The 17,198-nt window shown below is 67.6% G+C and carries 14 protein-coding genes; 9 read left to right on the top strand and 5 right to left on the bottom strand.

Going from position 1 to position 17,198, the window contains the following annotated elements; translation table 11 throughout:
• Positions 1-42: 42 nt before the first annotated feature.
• The 7 genes from IU448_RS04705 (at position 43) to thpD (ending at position 5,585) form a co-directional block, all read left to right on the top strand.
• Entirely contained in the window at positions 43-348 is a 306-nt protein-coding gene (locus IU448_RS04705; protein ID WP_195054227.1) for a hypothetical protein, read from the top strand.
• 160 nt (positions 349-508) lie between these two features.
• On the top strand, positions 509-1,222 hold the full coding sequence (locus tag IU448_RS04700) for a response regulator transcription factor (RefSeq protein ID WP_195054226.1): 714 nt from the start codon (positions 509-511) through the stop codon (positions 1,220-1,222).
• Between the two features lie 3 nt (positions 1,223-1,225).
• Positions 1,226-2,320, top strand: coding sequence for a sensor histidine kinase (locus IU448_RS04695; protein WP_195054225.1), 1,095 nt, complete (start codon positions 1,226-1,228; stop codon positions 2,318-2,320).
• 72 nt (positions 2,321-2,392) lie between these two features.
• Positions 2,393-3,028 carry a diaminobutyrate acetyltransferase gene (gene ectA / locus IU448_RS04690; protein WP_195054224.1) on the top strand — a complete coding sequence of 212 codons (636 nt, stop codon included), beginning with the start codon at positions 2,393-2,395 and terminating at the stop codon, positions 3,026-3,028.
• The gene (gene ectB / locus IU448_RS04685) at positions 3,028-4,287 is read left to right on the top strand and encodes a diaminobutyrate--2-oxoglutarate transaminase (protein ID WP_195054223.1); all 1,260 of its coding nucleotides are present in this window, start codon (positions 3,028-3,030) and stop codon (positions 4,285-4,287) included. Before ectA ends, ectB begins: the two co-directional genes overlap by 1 nt.
• 14 nt (positions 4,288-4,301) lie before the next feature.
• Complete coding sequence (locus IU448_RS04680; protein WP_062978384.1) at positions 4,302-4,697, top strand: ectoine synthase; 396 nt, start codon at positions 4,302-4,304, stop codon at positions 4,695-4,697.
• A gap of 18 nt (positions 4,698-4,715) precedes the next feature.
• On the top strand, positions 4,716-5,585 hold the full coding sequence (gene thpD, locus IU448_RS04675) for an ectoine hydroxylase (protein WP_195054222.1): 870 nt from the start codon (positions 4,716-4,718) through the stop codon (positions 5,583-5,585).
• Between the two features lie 67 nt (positions 5,586-5,652).
• Here the strand turns inward: thpD and erm are convergent, their stop codons facing one another.
• From erm to IU448_RS04650, 5 genes are all read right to left on the bottom strand, one after another.
• A complete protein-coding gene (gene erm, locus IU448_RS04670) occupies positions 5,653-6,483 on the bottom strand; it encodes a 23S ribosomal RNA methyltransferase Erm (RefSeq protein WP_195054221.1) in 831 nt (276 codons plus the stop codon).
• A gap of 431 nt (positions 6,484-6,914) precedes the next feature.
• Positions 6,915-8,471 carry an MFS transporter gene (locus tag IU448_RS04665; RefSeq protein WP_228812022.1) on the bottom strand — a complete coding sequence of 519 codons (1,557 nt, stop codon included), beginning with the start codon at positions 8,469-8,471 and terminating at the stop codon, positions 6,915-6,917.
• Positions 8,472-8,825: 354 nt separating this feature from the next.
• Positions 8,826-11,660 (bottom strand): hypothetical protein, encoded by a 2,835-nt coding sequence (locus IU448_RS04660; protein ID WP_195054220.1) that lies wholly within the window; start codon positions 11,658-11,660, stop codon positions 8,826-8,828.
• Positions 11,661-12,452: 792 nt separating this feature from the next.
• A complete protein-coding gene (locus IU448_RS04655) occupies positions 12,453-13,712 on the bottom strand; it encodes a cytochrome P450 (protein WP_324188507.1) in 1,260 nt (419 codons plus the stop codon).
• 434 nt (positions 13,713-14,146) lie between these two features.
• Positions 14,147-15,142: a YeiH family protein gene (locus IU448_RS04650; RefSeq protein WP_195055025.1), complete on the bottom strand. Its 996-nt coding sequence runs from the start codon at positions 15,140-15,142 to the stop codon at positions 14,147-14,149.
• 126 nt (positions 15,143-15,268) lie between these two features.
• Here IU448_RS04650 and IU448_RS04645 point away from each other — a divergent pair, with 126 nt between their 5' ends.
• Both IU448_RS04645 and IU448_RS04640 read left to right on the top strand, forming a co-directional pair.
• A complete protein-coding gene (locus tag IU448_RS04645; RefSeq protein WP_195054219.1) occupies positions 15,269-16,174 on the top strand; it encodes a LysR family transcriptional regulator in 906 nt (301 codons plus the stop codon).
• A gap of 102 nt (positions 16,175-16,276) precedes the next feature.
• Positions 16,277-17,128 (top strand): crotonase/enoyl-CoA hydratase family protein, encoded by an 852-nt coding sequence (locus IU448_RS04640; RefSeq protein WP_195054218.1) that lies wholly within the window; start codon positions 16,277-16,279, stop codon positions 17,126-17,128.
• Positions 17,129-17,198: the final 70 nt, after the last annotated feature.

Genomic DNA, 17,198 nt, shown 5'->3' with positions numbered 1-17,198 from the left:
CGCACGGTGAGCACGTACGCACCTACCGCAAGGAGGTTCGTCATGAAGGGTGGCCTTTCCGCCGCTCCCGGAACAACCATGGTCACCACGAATCATGAGATCATCCGCCAGTGGGCCCAGCGGCGCGGTGCCAATCCGGCGACGACGCCCGGCAGTCAGTACGACGGAGAGGTGGGAGTCCTGCGCCTGGACTTCCCGCACTACGGCGGCGCGGTGCTCCAGCCGGTCAGCTGGACCGACTGGTTCGCCAGCTTCGACGCGCGCAAGCTGAGCTTTCGTTACCAGGAACTTCGCGCCGACGGAACGCCGAGTAACTTCTTCCGCCTGGAGCATGCGCACGACATCTGACAGTGAGTCATTTCACTTCGGGGGTTTACTTCGCAGGCATTGCGGCTACTCGTATAACCGGAAGGTTGCTCGAGTAAGCTGAGTAGCGGGCTGTCGCGTCGGTTTGGGGATGCGAAACCCGCGCCGCGGCACGCCACGTGCGTCTGCAAGGGATTGAAAATTGAGCGCGAACCTGATGATCGTGGAAGACGACGACCGGGTCCGGGGTGCTTTACGCCTGGCCATGGAGGACGAAGGCTACGACGTCGCCGAGGCCGAGGAAGCCGAGGCCGCGCTCACCCATCTGCGGACGATCGGCGTACCCGATGTGATGATCGTCGATCTGATGCTCGGCGGAATGGACGGATTCACCTGCATCCGGGAGATCCGCCGCGACCACGATGTGCCGATCATCGTGGTGAGCGCGCGCGACGATACCCACGACGTGGTGGCCGCCCTGGAGGCCGGCGCCGACGATTTCGTCACCAAACCGTTCGAGATCAAGGAGATCACCGCGCGCATGCGGGCCCTGCGCCGGCGCGCGCGGCTGTCGGTGGAACGCGAGACGGCGCCGATCGAAGTCGTCTTGGACGCCGACCCCACCGCACCCTTGATCCTTTCGCCGGAGGGCGGCGCTGTCCGCCGCGGCGATGAGGAGATCAACCTCACCATCACCGAGTTCCGGCTCCTGTGTGAGTTGGCCGATGCTCCGGGCCGGGTCCTGAGCCGTGATGTTCTGCTGGAGCGCGTCTGGGACCGGGGATTCTTCGGTGACGAGCGAATCGTGGATGTCCATATGCGCAGATTGCGTACCAAAATCGAGCGCGACCCCTCCGATCCGCAGATCGTGGTCACCGTGCGTGGCCTCGGTTACCGGCTGGACGTACAGCGCTGATCGATGGCCGGAACAACGACTGTGGCCCGGGTCGAACGCGATCCGGGGCGCTGGAGCCTGCGCAGCCGGGTGACGACCGCGTTCGCGGCCTCCTCCGGCCTGATGGCGCTGGTGCTCGTCCTGGCGGTGTTCGCCGTGGTCAGCGATGAGAACCGCACCTTCAGCGACCGGCTGCATCACCGTCCGGCGCTGCTGGTGGGATGTGCCGTTGCCGCGGCGCTGGTCGGTGCCGCGGTCGGAGTCGCGGTGGGCCGGCGCATGCTCAAACCGCTACGCGACGTCGCCGAGGCGGCCGCGCTCATCGCCTCCGGTGAACTGGGCACCCGGCTGCCGGACAGCAACGATCAGGACCTCGCGAGTACGGTCGCGTCCTTCAACCGGATGGTCGATTCGCTCCAGCGCCGGATCGATCGCGAACATCGGCTGTTCGGCGATGTGAGCCATGAGCTGCGCACCCCGATGACCACCCTGACCACCGCGGTGGGTGTACTGGAACGCTCACGTGCGGAACTTCCGCCGCGATCCCAGCAGGCCCTGGACCTGGTGAGTGCCGAGGTGCAGCATTTGCGCCGGCTGCTCGACGATCTACTCGCCCTGGCGCGGGTGGAGGCGGGTATGCATCACGGTGACGCGGATCCCGTCTCCGTGGGAGACCTGCTGGTACATACGCTGCGCGACAGTCACCGGCCTGCCGAACTGCTCACAGTGGCCGCGCCTGTCACCGTGCTGGGCCGTAAACTGGAACTGGAGCGCGCGCTGCTGAATGTGCTGAAGAATGCCGACCGGCACGGTGGGGGAGCGGTAGCGGTGACGGTGCGCCGAGACGGCGCGGAAGCCGTTATCGAGGTGGATGACGCCGGTCCCGGGGTCGCACCGGCCGATCGCGACCGAATATTCGAACGTTTCGCAACTACCCGCAACAGCCGCCGGTCCACCACCGGCGGTACCGGAATCGGCCTGGCGCTCGTCGCCGAGACCGTGGCTACCCACCGCGGCCGGGTCGAATGTACCGAACGCCCCGGCGGGGGCGCCCGGTTCGTCCTCCGGCTTCCTGCCATCGATCGAGAGGGGCGTCATAAGCCTGTAACACAATCGTAAAGAACTCGACCAGGCCACCTCAAAGTTGATTCGTAAGCCTGGGAAAGTACTGCAAGCAGACATCGGAGTTGTATGTCTTTACACACTGAGTCCACGCAGATTGCCGGCTCGACCGGCACGCAGACCGCCGGTACCCCCGGCGCCGGCTCGACCACCTCGTCCGCCGCTACCGATGCGGAGCCCGCCAGTACCGGCGTGCGCCTGCGCGCACCGCGGATCACGGACGCCGCGCGATTGTGGCAGATCGCCGACGAGTCGCAGGTCCTGGACGTCAATTCGAGCTATGCCTATCTCCTGTGGTGCCGAGATTTCGCTGCCTCCTCAGTGGTGGCCGAGAGCGACGGCCGCGTCGTCGGTTTCATCACCGGCTACCTGAGACCCGATGCGCCCGGCACCCTGTTCATCTGGCAGGTCGCTGTGGACGCCGACCAGCGTGGCCGCGGAACCGGGGTCGCCATGCTGGACTGGCTGGTCGATACAGTCACCGCGCCGGATCATCCGGCCGGCGGTGCCGTCGACACGATGGAGACCACCGTGTCCCCCGATAACCCCGCCTCGATTGCCATGTTCGCCTCGCTGGCTCGCCGCCGCGGCGCCGAAATGGTGCGCAGCACACTGTTCGAACCGGATGTGTTCCCGGACAGCCACGCCGCCGAGGACCTTTACACCATCTCCCCGATCGCCCGTAAAAACGAAAGGGATCACTGATGATTACCCCTGAAACGACGATCTTCGACGACCTGGAATCCAACGTCCGCGGCTACTGCCGCTCCTGGCCCGCGGTGTTCGAGACCGCTCAGGGGCCGTGGCTCCGCGACGAGAACGGCCGGGACTTCCTCGATTTCTTCGCCGGCGCGGGCGCGCTGAACTACGGCCACAACAACCCGCTGCTCAAGACGGCCCTGATCGATTACCTGACCGGTGACGGTGTAACCCATGGTCTGGACATGTCCACTGTCGCCAAACGCAAACTCCTGGAGACCATCCGCGATACCCTGCTGGCGCCGCGCGGCCTGGACTACAAGGTCCAGTTCCCCGGCCCGACCGGCGCCAACGCGGTGGAGGCGGCGCTGAAACTGGCACGTAAGGTGACCGGTCGCCAGACCATCCTCAGCTTCACCAATGCCTTCCACGGGATGACCCTGGGTGCGTTGTCGGTGACCGGTAACGCCATGAAGCGGGCCGGGGCCGGTGTTCCGCTCAACCATGCGACGCCGATGCCCTACGACGGCTACTTCGACGGCACCACCACCGACTTCCAGTGGATGGAGCGAGTGCTCGACGATTCCTCGTCCGGCCTGGACCGGCCGGCCGCCGTGATCGTGGAAACCGTGCAGGGCGAGGGCGGGGTCAACCTGGCCCGCGCCGAATGGCTGCGGCACCTGGCCTCGCTGTGCTCGGCCCGCGGCATCCTGCTCATCGTCGACGATGTGCAGATGGGCTGCGGTCGCACCGGTCCGTTCTTCTCCTTCGAAGCGGCCGGGATCACCCCCGATATCGTCACCCTGTCCAAGTCGATCGGCGGTTACGGCCTGCCGATGGCGCTCGTGCTGTTCAAGCCGGAACACGATGTGTGGTCACCGGGTGAACACAACGGCACCTTCCGGGGTAACAATCCGTCCTTCGTGACCGCGCAGGTGGCGCTCGAGCATTATTGGTCCGATGATGTATTGGAGAAGTCCACCGGCACCAAGGGTAAGCGGGTGGCCACGGCGTTGAACGATATCGCCGTGGCCGTACCGGGAATCTCGACTCGGGGCCGCGGTTTGGTGCACGGCCTGGTCTTCGACGACGCTTCGCAGGCCGGAAAGGTTTGCCAGGTCGCGTTCGAACGTGGCCTGCTGGCCGAGACCTCCGGAGCGTCGGACGAGGTTGTGAAACTGCTGCCGCCGCTGACCATCACCGACGACGAGCTCGACCACGGTCTGCGCATCCTGGGCGATGCCGTCGAGACCGTCTGCAGCTGAGAGGAACTACCGAAATGATCGTGCGCACCACCGACGAGATCACCGGCACCCACCGCGATGTCGGTGCGGAGGGTTGGCGTAGCAAACGGATCGTGCTGGGCGGCGATGGTGTCGGGTTCTCGTTCCACGAGACCACCATCGAGGCCGGCACCACCCACGTCTTCCACTATCAGAACCATGTGGAAGCGGTCTGGTTGGTCGAGGGGGAAGGAACCCTGACCGATCTGACCAACGACCGCACCTACGATCTCGCCCCGGGCACCATGTACCTGCTCGACGGGCACGAGAAGCACGAGGTGCGGACACGGACACGGATGCGGATGCTGTGCGTGTTCAATCCTCCTGTCACGGGGCAGGAGGTGCACGACGAGAACGGCGTTTATCCGTTGATCGCCGTTCCGGCCGACTGAGAGGAAGGACGAACGACGTTGGTTGACAATCGGATCGATCGCTATCCGACCAGAACCGCCGAGCGGTTGCCGCTGCAGGAGCGACACGACGCGACGGTATGGGGCCGGATCGGCAACGCGGAGCTGGCTGCGTTCGATACCGACGGTTACGCGATTCTGGATCGTTTGCTCAGCCCCGAAGAGGTGGCCGGGTTCGCCGCCGAAATCGACCGGCTGGCCAACGATCCGGATTTGCGGGGTGACGACCGGCTCATCGTGGAGAAGACGTCGCAGCGGGTGCGCTCGGTATTCGATGTGCATACGCTGAGCCCGGCGGTGAAGGAGCTGGTACGCGAATCCCGGGTCGTGGATCTGGCCCGACAGGTTCTGGGTTCGGATGTGTACATCCACCAGAGCCGGGTCAATTACCTTCCCGGCTTCGGTACGGGCTTCTACTGGCATTCCGATTTCGAGACCTGGCACGCCGAAGACGGAATGCCGGTGCCGAGGGCGGTGAGTCTGTCCATCGCGTTGACGGATAATTACCCGTACAACGGCAGCCTGATGGTGATGCCGGGATCGCATCGCACCTTCGTGCCCTGCCAGGGCGAAACACCGGCGGATCACTACCGCGAATCGCTGCGCGAGCAGGAGATCGGGGTACCGAGCCAGGCCGATATCACCGAACTGGCCCATAAATACGGAATCGAGCAGTTCACCGGCCCGGCCGGGTCGGCGTTGCTGTTCGATTCGAACATCATGCACGCGTCGGCGAACAACATCACGCCGTTCCCGCGGTCGAATATCTTCCTGGTGTTCAACAGTGTGGAGAACACCTTGGAAGAACCGTTCGCGGCTCCGGCACGCCGACCGGACTATATCGCGAGTCGCGACTTCACGGCGGTGTAGAAGGGACATCTCGCCCATGGCGACGGGGACGAATCCCGGCGGGTTCGTCCCCGTCGTCGTGTCCGGGTCAGCGGCGTCGCCGGCGCGCCGGGCGGTCGTGCTGCGGCGGCGTGACCGCGTGTAGCCGGTGGTACAGGGTGAGCCATGCCGCCGGCGGAACCAGCCCCACCGGCAGGTCGGTCGCGATACCGGCCGCCGCGCAGCCTTGTGTCACCGCCCGGGCGGGATACGCGCGCCGCAGCGAGGCGGCGAGTGAGCCGCCTACTCCCGAGAATCCCGTTTCGACCATTCGCCGGTAGTCCCCGCGGGCGCCCGGTGGTAGGAGCGGTACCGGGCGACGCACGATCCGCAGTATTGCGCCGTCGACTCGGGGCACCGGAAAGAATTCACCGCGATCGACCCGTTCGCCCAGGGCCGGAAGCCAATCCGGCCAATGGACTACGGTCGATTTGGTCCAGCGGCCGTAATCGCCACTGTATTTCCGGGCGAATTCGTATTGGGTGAGCAATGTGGCGGCGGTGAGCCGCGGCGCGGCCAGGCACCAGCGCAGGATATCCGTGCTCACACCGAACGGGATATTGCCGATGACAGCGAACGGTCGATCCGGCGGTTCGGTGAAACGGAAATCCCTGTGCACGACGCAGACTCGTTCGTCGCCGGCGTACCGTACCGCGAGCCGGCGGGCGTAGCTCGGGTCCTTTTCGTAGGCCACCACCCGGTCTGTGTACCGGAGCAGGTGGCGGGTGAGCATACCGTCGCCGGGGCCGACCTCCAGGACGAGATCGCCGCGGCTGAGGCCGGCGGAAGCCACGATCCGGCGGGCGGTGGCGGGATCGGTCAGGAAATTCTGCGACAACCTTTTCCGGGTCGCGAGCATATGGGTGCGCGGGCGGGACATGGGGTCCTCCGGGGAAGTGGGTCGAATCGGAGTGCGCTGATTCGCCCGGACCCATGCCGGTGCGGGACGCGGCGCCGAAGCGCCGGATGAACTCGACGGAATACCGGTCGAGCGGACCGGTATTGCCTACGGTCGGGAAGTTCCGTCGACGGAACGACCCGGTGGCGTCAGCGGAGTGCGGGGTGCGCCGGCAGAGTCCGAGCTGCCGTGCGCAGGCGGAGGTAGTACGCGCCCGCGCACACTCCGGTGGTGCACAAAGTTCCCATACCGGTCACCCTAAGACTGCCTGCGGAAACTCGTCCAGCCGTTTTCCGGCAGATCCGACAAGGACGCCGCCGTCCGGACGGCGTGATCTCGCGGTTCCTCCGCCGGCCCCGGTGCCGGTGGGTATCCAGCCATGCCGCCGCGTGTGCTGACCGGGTTGTGTCTGCTCACCGCACGCCGGCGGGTTCGCATCCGGTTGCGTCGCGCGGTTGGTCCGGTGCCGGATCGACGAGCTCGGTGGCGAAGGCGGTCGCAGGAGGATCGATCGGCGGCGTGCCGAGGCCCGCGGCGTCGTCGGGGACCGCGCAGTCGGGATCTGTCGTGCTCGGGCCGTGCACCGGGTGCGCCTCATGCGGGAGGCCACCCACCCGGTAGCTGCGGCTCAGGTGGCGGTAATGCCTGCTGCCGAGAGCGTAACCGGTGAACAGTAGTCCGAGGACACCGAGCAGGACGAACACCAGTGCCATACCACGGGCTTCGCCGGTGCCGAACCAGCCGCCGATCCAGCGGGCGCCCGAACCGTCGGTCATGAACGGGATGAAGAAGAACTGTGCCAGTGGGCTGATCAGGAATGCAGTGAGCGGAGAGGCCGCTTGTTCCACGCTCTGCGCGAAACCGAACACCCGGCCCTGCCGCTCGTACGGGACCACCTTCTGCAAGACGGTCTGTTCGGCGGCCTCCGCGAACGGCATGAGCGCCATGAACACTGCCATTCCGCCCACCAGCAGCAATACCGAATCCCGCAGGGGGAACACCAGCATCACCGCCCACAGCGCCAGGTTGATCAGCAGGATCAACCGCACCGGATTCCTCGAGGTGCCGGTTCTGGCCACCAGCAGGCCACCGGCGATCATCACCGCGCTCAGCGCGCCCCAGATGATGCCCCACGCCTGCACCGACATCATCGACAGGGCGTAGGGGTCCATCAGCGCCATCAACCCACCGAAGAGGAGATTGTTCAGCGCCGTGAAGGCGATCAACGGGATCATGCCCGGAATTGCGCGGATGATCCGCACCGTTCCCCGCAGGTCGACCCGTTTGGGGTCGCCGGCGGCCGCGGCGTGGGACAGCGTGTCCGGGAAACCGAGACGTCGCAGGTGCAGCACAGCTGCGGTGAGGACGACGACGGCCATCACCAGCACACCCAGCATTCCGTTCCAGCCGACGAGCAGTGCGCTGGCGACAGATGTCGCCAGTTGCGATATACCGGTGGTCGTGCCGACCAGGCCGTTGGCCCGATCCCGGACACGGGCATCGAACATGGCGGTGACCACGGTCGGCAGCGCGATCGTGCGCAGACCGCCGGCGATCACGCCGGCCATCACCAGCACGATGAGCACCCACAGGTGGCTACCGGCCGCATCGCGCCATTCCTCGGCCGGGGTGACCAGGTAGAACACCAGAGCGACCGAATAGATCGCCAGCGATACCAGCGCGGAGGCCTGCATCACCGACTTCTTGCGGTGATGGTCGACGATACTGCCGAACCACACGCCGGTGCCGGCCATCGCGACCAGGAAGATGCCGGCGATCATTCCGGTGGCGAAAACGGAACGGGTCTCGAGGTAGACGAAGAACGTGATACCGAACCAGACCGTGAAGTTGGTGAACGAGACGAGCAGTATGTTCACCAGCAGCTGGGCGAAAGTCCGTACTGCCGGGTCGGCGAGGTCGAGGCGGGTACCGGTCACGTCGGCAGGCCGATTCTGGGCTTCCATACTCATGAACTCAACAACCTCGACATTGGTTTAGGTCAAGCGGTGACCGGTGGGCATATCACCACCTTGGACCGCCCCCGCGCCCGAAACTCATCGGAGCCGCCGGGTGGTCGCGCGACAACCCGGCCGGTGTTCTCCCCGATAGCCGCGTCCGTCGGTTTCGGCGGTGTGCCCGGCCGGTGCGCGGTAGCGGGTTCGATCGCAGCTGCGTGGAACATTTCGATCCGGAGCAGACCGGCGGCCGGCGACCGACCGGTATCGGGGAATCCGGCGGGCCTATCCGTGATGGTCGCGATATCTTCGCCGGAACCCGGCCGCCGTTTCAAACGATTTCGAGGCGGAAAGGCCGTCCGTGCCCCCTCAGAGACGCATACCGGTGAGGGTTTCGCCGGCGGCCGGGCGGCGGGTCGCGGTGGCGATCACCTCTTCGGCAACCGCCTGGGTACGCCACATCCGGGCCTCCGCACCGGCGCCGCGCTTTTCCAGCAGAACCGCGAGTTCGGCCATGGCGGGAATCATCCGCCGGGCGGCCGCGGCCCGCCACCACCGCTCCGCCGCCCGGGGATCGTCGCGGCGCAGCGATAGTGCGCCGAGGTCGTAGATGGCGCCCAGATGCCCCGCCCGGGCGGCGCGGGTCCACAGCAGGTGCGCGCGGTCGTCATCACCCTGGGCGTGCGCCACCGCGCCGAGCGAGTGGAGCCGGGTGAGGTCGGCTCCGTCGTCCACAGGCGGCCGGTCGGCGGGTGGTACCGGGGCGAGCGAATCATCGGCGATAGTGTCGATGAGTGAGGAGTCGTCGTGCACCGCGAATTCCGTGGCCGCTCGGTCTCCGGCGAGCAGCGGTGTGCCGTACAGGGAAGTCGTGGCGGTGGAATCGGTCGCCGGCTGCCGGGGCGGTTCCGGGCCGTAGTCGGTGAATCCGGCATCGCGGACAACCGGGACCAGACCGGTCAGTTCCGGATTCTCGACCCAGCCGTGCCGCCCGGTGCCCGAATACGAATCCGTGTCGTCCGAGACACGGTGGGCCGCGTCCGTGTTCTCCCGGAAGCGGTGGTTCGCTTCTGTTCCGGTGAGCGGATCGTCGTAGCCGGCGAGATCATCGACCAGCGCATGATGCGCAGCGGTGGCCTCCGGACTCCCGGCGGCGCCGGGACCGTCATCGCGCGCCGGAGTGGACAGCAGGATATCGGCGAAACTACAGGGATAGCCCTGTATCTCGGCATCGTCTTCCCCGGATTTCGGCACAGCAGCCGATCGGGCGGTCGGCGTCGCAGTTTCGCCGATAGGAGATATGCTCGGAAAACCGAGCCCGGGGGTCGTCGGCGCGGTTTCGGCATTCGGCGATTCGTTCGGGAAACCGAGTGCAGCGGCTGTTGTCGTCGTTGCACCGGAGGGGGATTCCACCGGCGAATCGGCGGCGGGTGTTGTCAACCAGTCGGCATTGTTGTGTGCCCCGGGCGAATTGCGGGCTGCCGGCCGGGGGTTGTCCATGGGCGCCGCCGAATGGTCGAGGTCTATGGGGCCGGTCAGCGCGTTGTGCGCCGTCGATGCCGTCGGGTGGCTGTGGGGTGTGGTCGCTGTCAGGGTGTCGGTTGCCGTGAGTGCGGTCGTGAAACCGCGTGCGGTGGGAGTCGGCATGGTGGATGCGGACAGTGGGTTGGTCTCGGTAGGTGTCGATACGGTCGGCACTGCCGGAGAGGCGACTGTGGACGGTGCCGACGCGTTGGGCGCGACGTGCGGCGAATCGGCCGTGACGGACTCCGGTACGGCCGGCAGCGGGCCGGCCGTGGTGTGCTTCGACCCGGTGCGCGTGTGCAGGGAGTCGGCTGTGGGGTGTGCCGGCGCGCTGGGCGTGGGACCCGGGCTGGTCGTGGTGGATGTCGATACGGTCGGCACGCGGGACTCCTCCGGAGAACCGGTTGTGGTGAGTGCCGATGTGTGGGGTGCCGTCGGAGACTCGGCTGTGGTGAGTGCCGATTCCGCGGATGCGATTGGTCGGTCGATTGTGGTGTGCGCCGTTGCCTCGGAGTCGGGTGGTGGGTTGGCTCCGGCCGGTGCCGATACGAGCGGCACTACCGCGCGGCCGGCTTCGGGATGCGACGACATGGTGCTCGCGGTCGGTGCGTCGGCTGTCGTGTGGGCCGATGGGGTGGTTGCGGGCAGCGGGTCGCTTGTGGTGTGCATCGAGACTGTGTGGGCCGCCGGAGGATCGGCGGTGGTGTGTGCCGGTGCGTTGGGGACGGACAATGGGTCGGTGGGCGCCTGCTCGAGCTCGTGAGTACCCGGGGTCGGTGCGGGCTCGTGTGTGGTGGATACCGCTGCGGAGGCGCCGGTGGCGGGTGTCGGTGCGGGATCACCGGCGGGCGGTGCCGGTGGGCAATGGTCGGCGGTGAGTTCATGATGCGGTGCGCCCAGGTCGTGTTCGGGGTCGTCCGAGGCGGGGGCATCGGGTTGCTCCCAATGGTGCCTGTTGGGCCGGAGTTCGCGGGGCGCGGCCGTGGAAACGGTGGGGATCGCTCCGGACATGAACAGGCGCGGGTACGGGGCCAGCGGCGTGCTCCGCACCTCGATCACCAGATCGGCGAAATGGGGTGGGCCTTCCCCCATACTGCACCACAGAACGGTCCGGCCCGTATCCGTGCGCTCGACGACGATTCCGTAGTTCCCGGACCACGATTGGGGTTCGCCCGCGGCAATCGACCAGACCGGGGTGAGCGCGAACAGGGCGTTCGCCGAATCCGCGACCAGATCGAAGGTGATCCCGCGTTCCAGCGCGTCGCGCCAGATATCGACCCCGGCCAGGTGCCGGTCGTCGAGATCGATGTAGCCGTCGATGACCGACAGGCCGATACCGACGGCGGCCAATGGGGCCGGTGGCGTCGCCGACAGCAGAGTCATGGTCAGCGCCGACGCCGGGGCCGGCAACTGTTCGCTGTACATGGGATATACCGTGGCGCCGTCGAGATCGATCGGATCGGCGCTGCGATAGCGGGCGGCGAGGGTGCGGCGCTGTGGTGCCGGCTCTGCGCTGTGCCGCGGTCCGGAGGGTGGCCGCGGAGTTGGCGTCAGCAACGGTGTGGCATCGCGATATCCGCCGCGTAGATACCTGGGCAATTGACCGGCCCCCGATACCGGTGCGGACCTGTCGGCCTGCGACGGAATGAATCCGACACCCGGCGATCCCGGATCGTGCATATCCTGTGCCCCGCCTTTCCCACCGCTTCGAATCACCCCGCAGCAATGCGGTGGCTATACCGTACTCGCCGAATACGCGGCGTGTGTGGGGATTCCGTGGGACACATTCGAGTGCGGCCATCTCGCGTTCGAACGTCCCGAGAGCGCATACACCGGGCGGTGGTGAGTGCGCTGCCCGGCAGCGCGCCCAGACCGCCGGCCGGATCTCCGTGACGTCGGTGGCGGGCGGAGTTGCAGCGCCGCGCCGGGCTGCGTGGCGCGTGGTAGGAACAGGTTCTGTGTCGAGCTGGTGTGCGCGACTGTTCCACATCGATGCCGAACGCACCACCCGGTCGAAGAAATCGACGGACACACCGACCGCGCCTGGCTCCGCGACCTGTACGCGGTGCTGGGCCGTGCACTCGTAGGGAGTCCGGTAGACCAGCGGGGAACCGCCGGAGTATCGAAACCGACCCGCCGTAAGTATGTGTTACCGAGGGTTACACATAAACCGGAGGCGAGAAATGCGCGAACGGCGACACCGACAGACTACACCACGGCATCCCGTCCCGGCCTTCTACAGGATGACCATGCATCCGCCGCCGGACGACAAAGGGCAAGAACCCGGCTCCGTTCCATGATCATGCCTTGAACGGGGTTGGACGGGACAACGGCCGGAGTGATCATCGGTGGCCTGCGTAGCTGGATCGGGAGCGCGTACACCGGGGTAATCGCCCGCACGGGCCGCCGCGTCAGGGCGTCGATCGTCACGGGCACCTACCGACGAGGACCGGGTAAGGCCCGCGACGGTGATCAGCCCAGCGGCATTCCCGGTGCGGGCGGGAATCGAACCGGCAGTGCGAGAAGCGCGCGATGGAAGGGGCCAGGACGCCAGATCGCCCGATCCGGATCGAACGCGGGGCTCAGATCGGGAAGCGCGTCGAGCAGTTGATCGACTGCCTCCTCGGCGAGGAGGCGGGAGATCGTCCGCGCCCGGGCCGGGCATGCGTGCGCGCCGCCGCCCCATGCCAGGTCCCGGTCCGCTCTGGGCAGGGCCGTACCCGGGTGGTCCGGGTCGCCGTGGCAAGCGGCCGCGCCGATGAGTACCGGCTGGTCCGCGGGAAGCGCGACATCGTCGACCACGACGGGCAGCGGGGGATAGGTGATGCTGTGATTCGCCAGCGGCGGGTCGCTTGCCAACACCTCGTCGAGCGCCGCGCGGGTGGGTGGCGCGAAACCGGTCTGATCGCTCGCGAACCGGGGATCGGTGAGTATCAGCAGTAGCGTGCCGGCGATCAGATTGCGCGGCGGTTCGATCCCGGTCCAGTACAGGCCCAGCAGTTGGTGGACGAGTTCCTCGTCGGAAAGGCTCGCCGGATGCCGGACCAGCCGGCTGGTGACATCATCGCCGGGTTCGGCACGTTTACCGGCAATCAGTTCGGTGAGCAGCCGCTGGATACGAGCCTCGGAATCGTCGGCGGCGGCCCCATCGATCATTTCGGTCAACGCCACCCGCAGCGGATCGCCGAGTTCGGGCGGGCAGCCGAGGATATCGTCCATCGTCCGGAACACCAGCGGCACCACATAGCGGTCGAGCAGATCGGCCGCACCCTCCGAACAGAACCGGTTGATCAGGTCCATCGCGATCCGTGAAATGGTGCCCCGCAGCGAATTCGGATCCACACCGGCCAGCGCGTCCACGGTGGCGGCACGGTAGCGGTCATGGTCGGGGCCGTGGCTGCGCAGCGGATTGGGCCGCCACTGCATCATCGGCACGATCGGCAAACCGGCCGGTGCCTTCTGCTGCCAGGCGCGGGGGTCGGACGGGAAACCGGTGGGATCATCGAGGATTCGGCGCGCGGTCCGGTCGTCCACCACCAGGGTGGCGGGTATTCCGGGCGCGAGGTCCACCGGGACGAGCGTGCCGAATCGCCGCCGCATCCACCGGTAGAACCCGTGCGGGTCGGTCGCGAATTCGCGCGAGTACAGCGGAATCCGGGAGCCGGTGGAATCCGCCGGTGTGATGGTGCTGCCGCGACGTCGCGTGGACGCCGGCCGGGACTGCCCAGACACTGGTACCCCCTGCGGTTGTGCGCCGAGACTCCGGGCGCGGTCCGGAACGGCCGGAACGACCTGCTCGAAAGGGTTCGGCCGGTACGCCTTTCGCGCACGGCCGGAAATGATACCCACCTGAACAGCCGCTGTGCGGGACGCCGTCGCGCTGCGGGTCGCCGGGGAAGATCAGCGTTCGCGTCGGATGAGCGCCGGTGCCTGCCGAAGTTCGACCGCGACCGGAAGTTCGACGGGATCGGTGCTTGTCCGGATATTGCGGCCGGTCTACTGCTGACTCCGGCGCAGCCGGTGTTCGGCAGTGTTGTGGTGGATACGCAGGGCGGCCGCATGCGGCCCTGTCCGGTCGGGACGGGGCCGCATGTCGTCGGCGGACGGCTTCTTCTCCCGGCTGGGCTGTTCGGGTGGACTGCCGCAGCCGTTGGCCGGGCGCAGCGTCAGCGCCAGCCGGTGGACCACTGCAGGGCGAGCGCCGAGAGCGCGAGGACCACCGCGAGTACGCCGCCGAACAGCAGTGGTCGTGACCCGGCCGCTCGTAGTCGCCGCCAGGTGAGCGACGTGCCGATCGCGGCGAGTACGGCGGCGACCAGCCAGGAACTGAGCGCGGTGAGGTGCGCGGTCCAGGACGACGGCAGGGCGCCGGTGCCGGCGATGAGCGAGGCGGCGAGGAACAGCACCACGAACACGGGGATGGTCCGCCACAGCGAGGTTCCGGCGGCGGCGTGCCTGCCGGACCGGCGGCCGGTGAAATGCAAGCCCACGCAGAGCGGGACGATCATCAGGCTGCGGACCAGTTTCACGATCACCGCGAAACTCGCGGCCGCCGGTCCGAACGCGATACCGGCAGCGAGTACGGACGAGGTGTCGTTGATCGCGGTCCCGGCCCACAGGCCGAACGCCTCCTCCGACATCCCGAGGGCCCGGCCGAGCGGGGGATAGGCGAGGACCGCGACAATATTGAAGACGAAGATGGTACCGAGCGCGTAGGCGACGCGTTCACGGTCCGGTTTCAGTACCGCGGTGGTGGCGGCGATGGCGGAGGCGCCGCAGATCGTGGTTCCGGCGGCGATCAGGATCACCGATTCACGATGCAGCGCCAGTAACCGGCCGACGATCAGCGCGGCCACAGCGCCCGCGCCCAGGGTCCCGAGCAGGACCACGGCGGTTTCGCGGCCGACCGTGAACACCGCGCCCATCGGGAGACCGAGCCCGAGCAGCACGATCGCCGCGCCCAGCAGATGCTGCCGCGCCCAGTTCAGCCCCGGCCCGAACCGGCCCGAATCCGCCACCTGAGCTCCGGCGCGCATACCGACCGCGGCGCCGGCGACCAGGGCCAGGACCGGTGCGCCCGCGACCGGTACGAGCGCGCCGAGCAGCGTCGCTACCGTCGCGAGGCCGGCGGCGAGGCCGAGTCCCGGAATTCTGCGATACATCTCGTTCACCGATCCCACGTTGTCGGACCTGATCCGGGACCGGTAGCCGTCGAGTCCGCAGGAGCTCATAAGCGGCGCTGATGGGTGCCGGGCAGGCCGAGTCGGCGACCACCCATAATCGAGCTTGTGACCCTGCCACCCGGAACCCCCGATCTCGCCGTACTGGACCTGCTGGTCTCGGTCGCAGATACGGGCAGCCTGGGCGCGGCGGCACGCCGGCACGCGATGAGCCAGCCGGCGGCGAGCATGCGGATCAGCGCGCTCGAACGGCGGCTGCGTGTGCGCCTGCTCGACCGCGGCCCCACCGGCTCCACGCTCACCGACGCCGGCCGGACCGCGGTCGTCGCGGCGCGGACGGTGCTGGACGCGGCCCGGTCGTTCAACGACACCGTCGCCGCGCTGCACCGCACCGACGCCCTGCGCCTGCGCATCGCGGCCTCGAAAACCATTGCCGACCACCGCATGCCGCAATGGCTGGCGGCGCTGCGCGGGATCCGGCCGGATATCGCGGTATCGCTCGAGGTGGACAACACCACGCAGGTGGAAGCCATGGTGCGTGCCGGTGACGCCGACCTCGGCTTCGTCGAAGGCCCCCATCCGCCGCCGGACCTCGGTGGCCGGACACTCGGCGCCGATGAGCTGCTGCTGGTGGTGGGCCCCGCGCACCCGTGGGCCACCCGGGCCGAGCCGGTCACATTGCGTGAGCTGGTCGCTACACCACTGCTGTGGCGCGAACCGGGCTCCGGTACCCGGGACACTGTCTGGGAGATCCTGAGCGGGTACGGGCCGCCGGCCCCGCCGGCCGCCGAACTGGGCTCCGCGGTCGCCATTGTCGCGGCTGCCCGGACCGGAATGGCTCCGGCCGTGCTCAGTTCGCTCGTCGCCGCCCCCGAACTCGCGAGTGGTGCGTTACGCCGGGTGGCGCTCGCCGGCGCGGTGGTCCTCGACCGGCAGTTCCGGGTGATCTGGCGCCGCGCGGCCCCGCCGGCCGGCGCGGCGGACCTGCTCGTACAGTGCGCCACCAGGGCCTGAGCCCCCACGTTCGGTGAGTTCGGGCCGGCGTGAGCTCCGTCGTGTACGGGCAGCCATCCTTCAGGGCGCACTGTCCGGGACACACGTGGCATGCTGTCGGTTATGGCCGATATCCGCCTCGCTGTTTCCGATTCCGTTGCCACCATCACCCTGGACCGCCCGGCCCAGCTCAATGCGTTCACCACCGCAATGGGCGAGGAGCTGATCGAGGCGTTCGACACCTGCGACCGCGACGACGGGGTACGCGCAATCATCGTCACCGGTGCGGGCCGGGCCTTCTGCGCCGGCGCCGATCTCTCGGCCGGCGGGCAGACCTTCGTCGCGCCCGACGGCGACGACTCGGAATCCTTCCGCGACGGCGGCGGGGAAGTGGTGCTGCGCATGTTCCAATCGCGTAAACCCATTATCGCCGCCGTCAACGGTCCCGCCGTGGGGGTCGGTATCACCATGACCCTGGCCGCCGATTTCCGGCTGGCGGTCGAGGGCGCCCGGATCGGGTTCGTCTTCAACCGGCGCGGTATCGTCCCCGAATCCTGTTCCAGCTGGTTCCTGCCGCGGCTGGTTTCCATGCAGAAGGCGCTGGACTGGGTGTATTCCGGTCGGCTCGTGGAGGTGTCGGAGGCATACGAGGCCGGGTTGTTCTACGGATTGTATTCGCCGGAAAGCCTGCTGGACGAGGCCGATGCCCTGGCTCGTCGTGTCACCGAGCATTCGGCGCCGGTGTCGGTGGGGTTGTCGCGGCAGATGCTGTGGCGCGGGCTGGGCGCCGATCATCCGATGATCGCGCACCGGGTGGAATCCCGCGGTATCCGCAGTCGCGGGTCGAGCGCCGATGCGCAGGAGGGTGTTTCGTCGTTCCTGGAGAAACGGGCGGCGCAGTTTCCCGACAGTGTGCTGCGCGATACCCCGGATATTTTCGGCACCGATCTGCCGGTCCCGCCGTTCCGGGGGTGAGCCGGATTCGCCAGCGCGAGTGTACTTTCGGTACCAGTTAACTTTGGAATCGTGAGTTCGCAAAAGTGCG

The sequence above is a fragment of the Nocardia flavorosea genome (assembly GCF_015477805.1).
In the GTDB taxonomy this organism is placed as follows: domain Bacteria; phylum Actinomycetota; class Actinomycetes; order Mycobacteriales; family Mycobacteriaceae; genus Nocardia; species Nocardia flavorosea_A.
The sequence above is the reverse complement of the archived record's forward strand: the minus strand, read 5'-3'. Positions and strand labels throughout refer to the sequence as shown.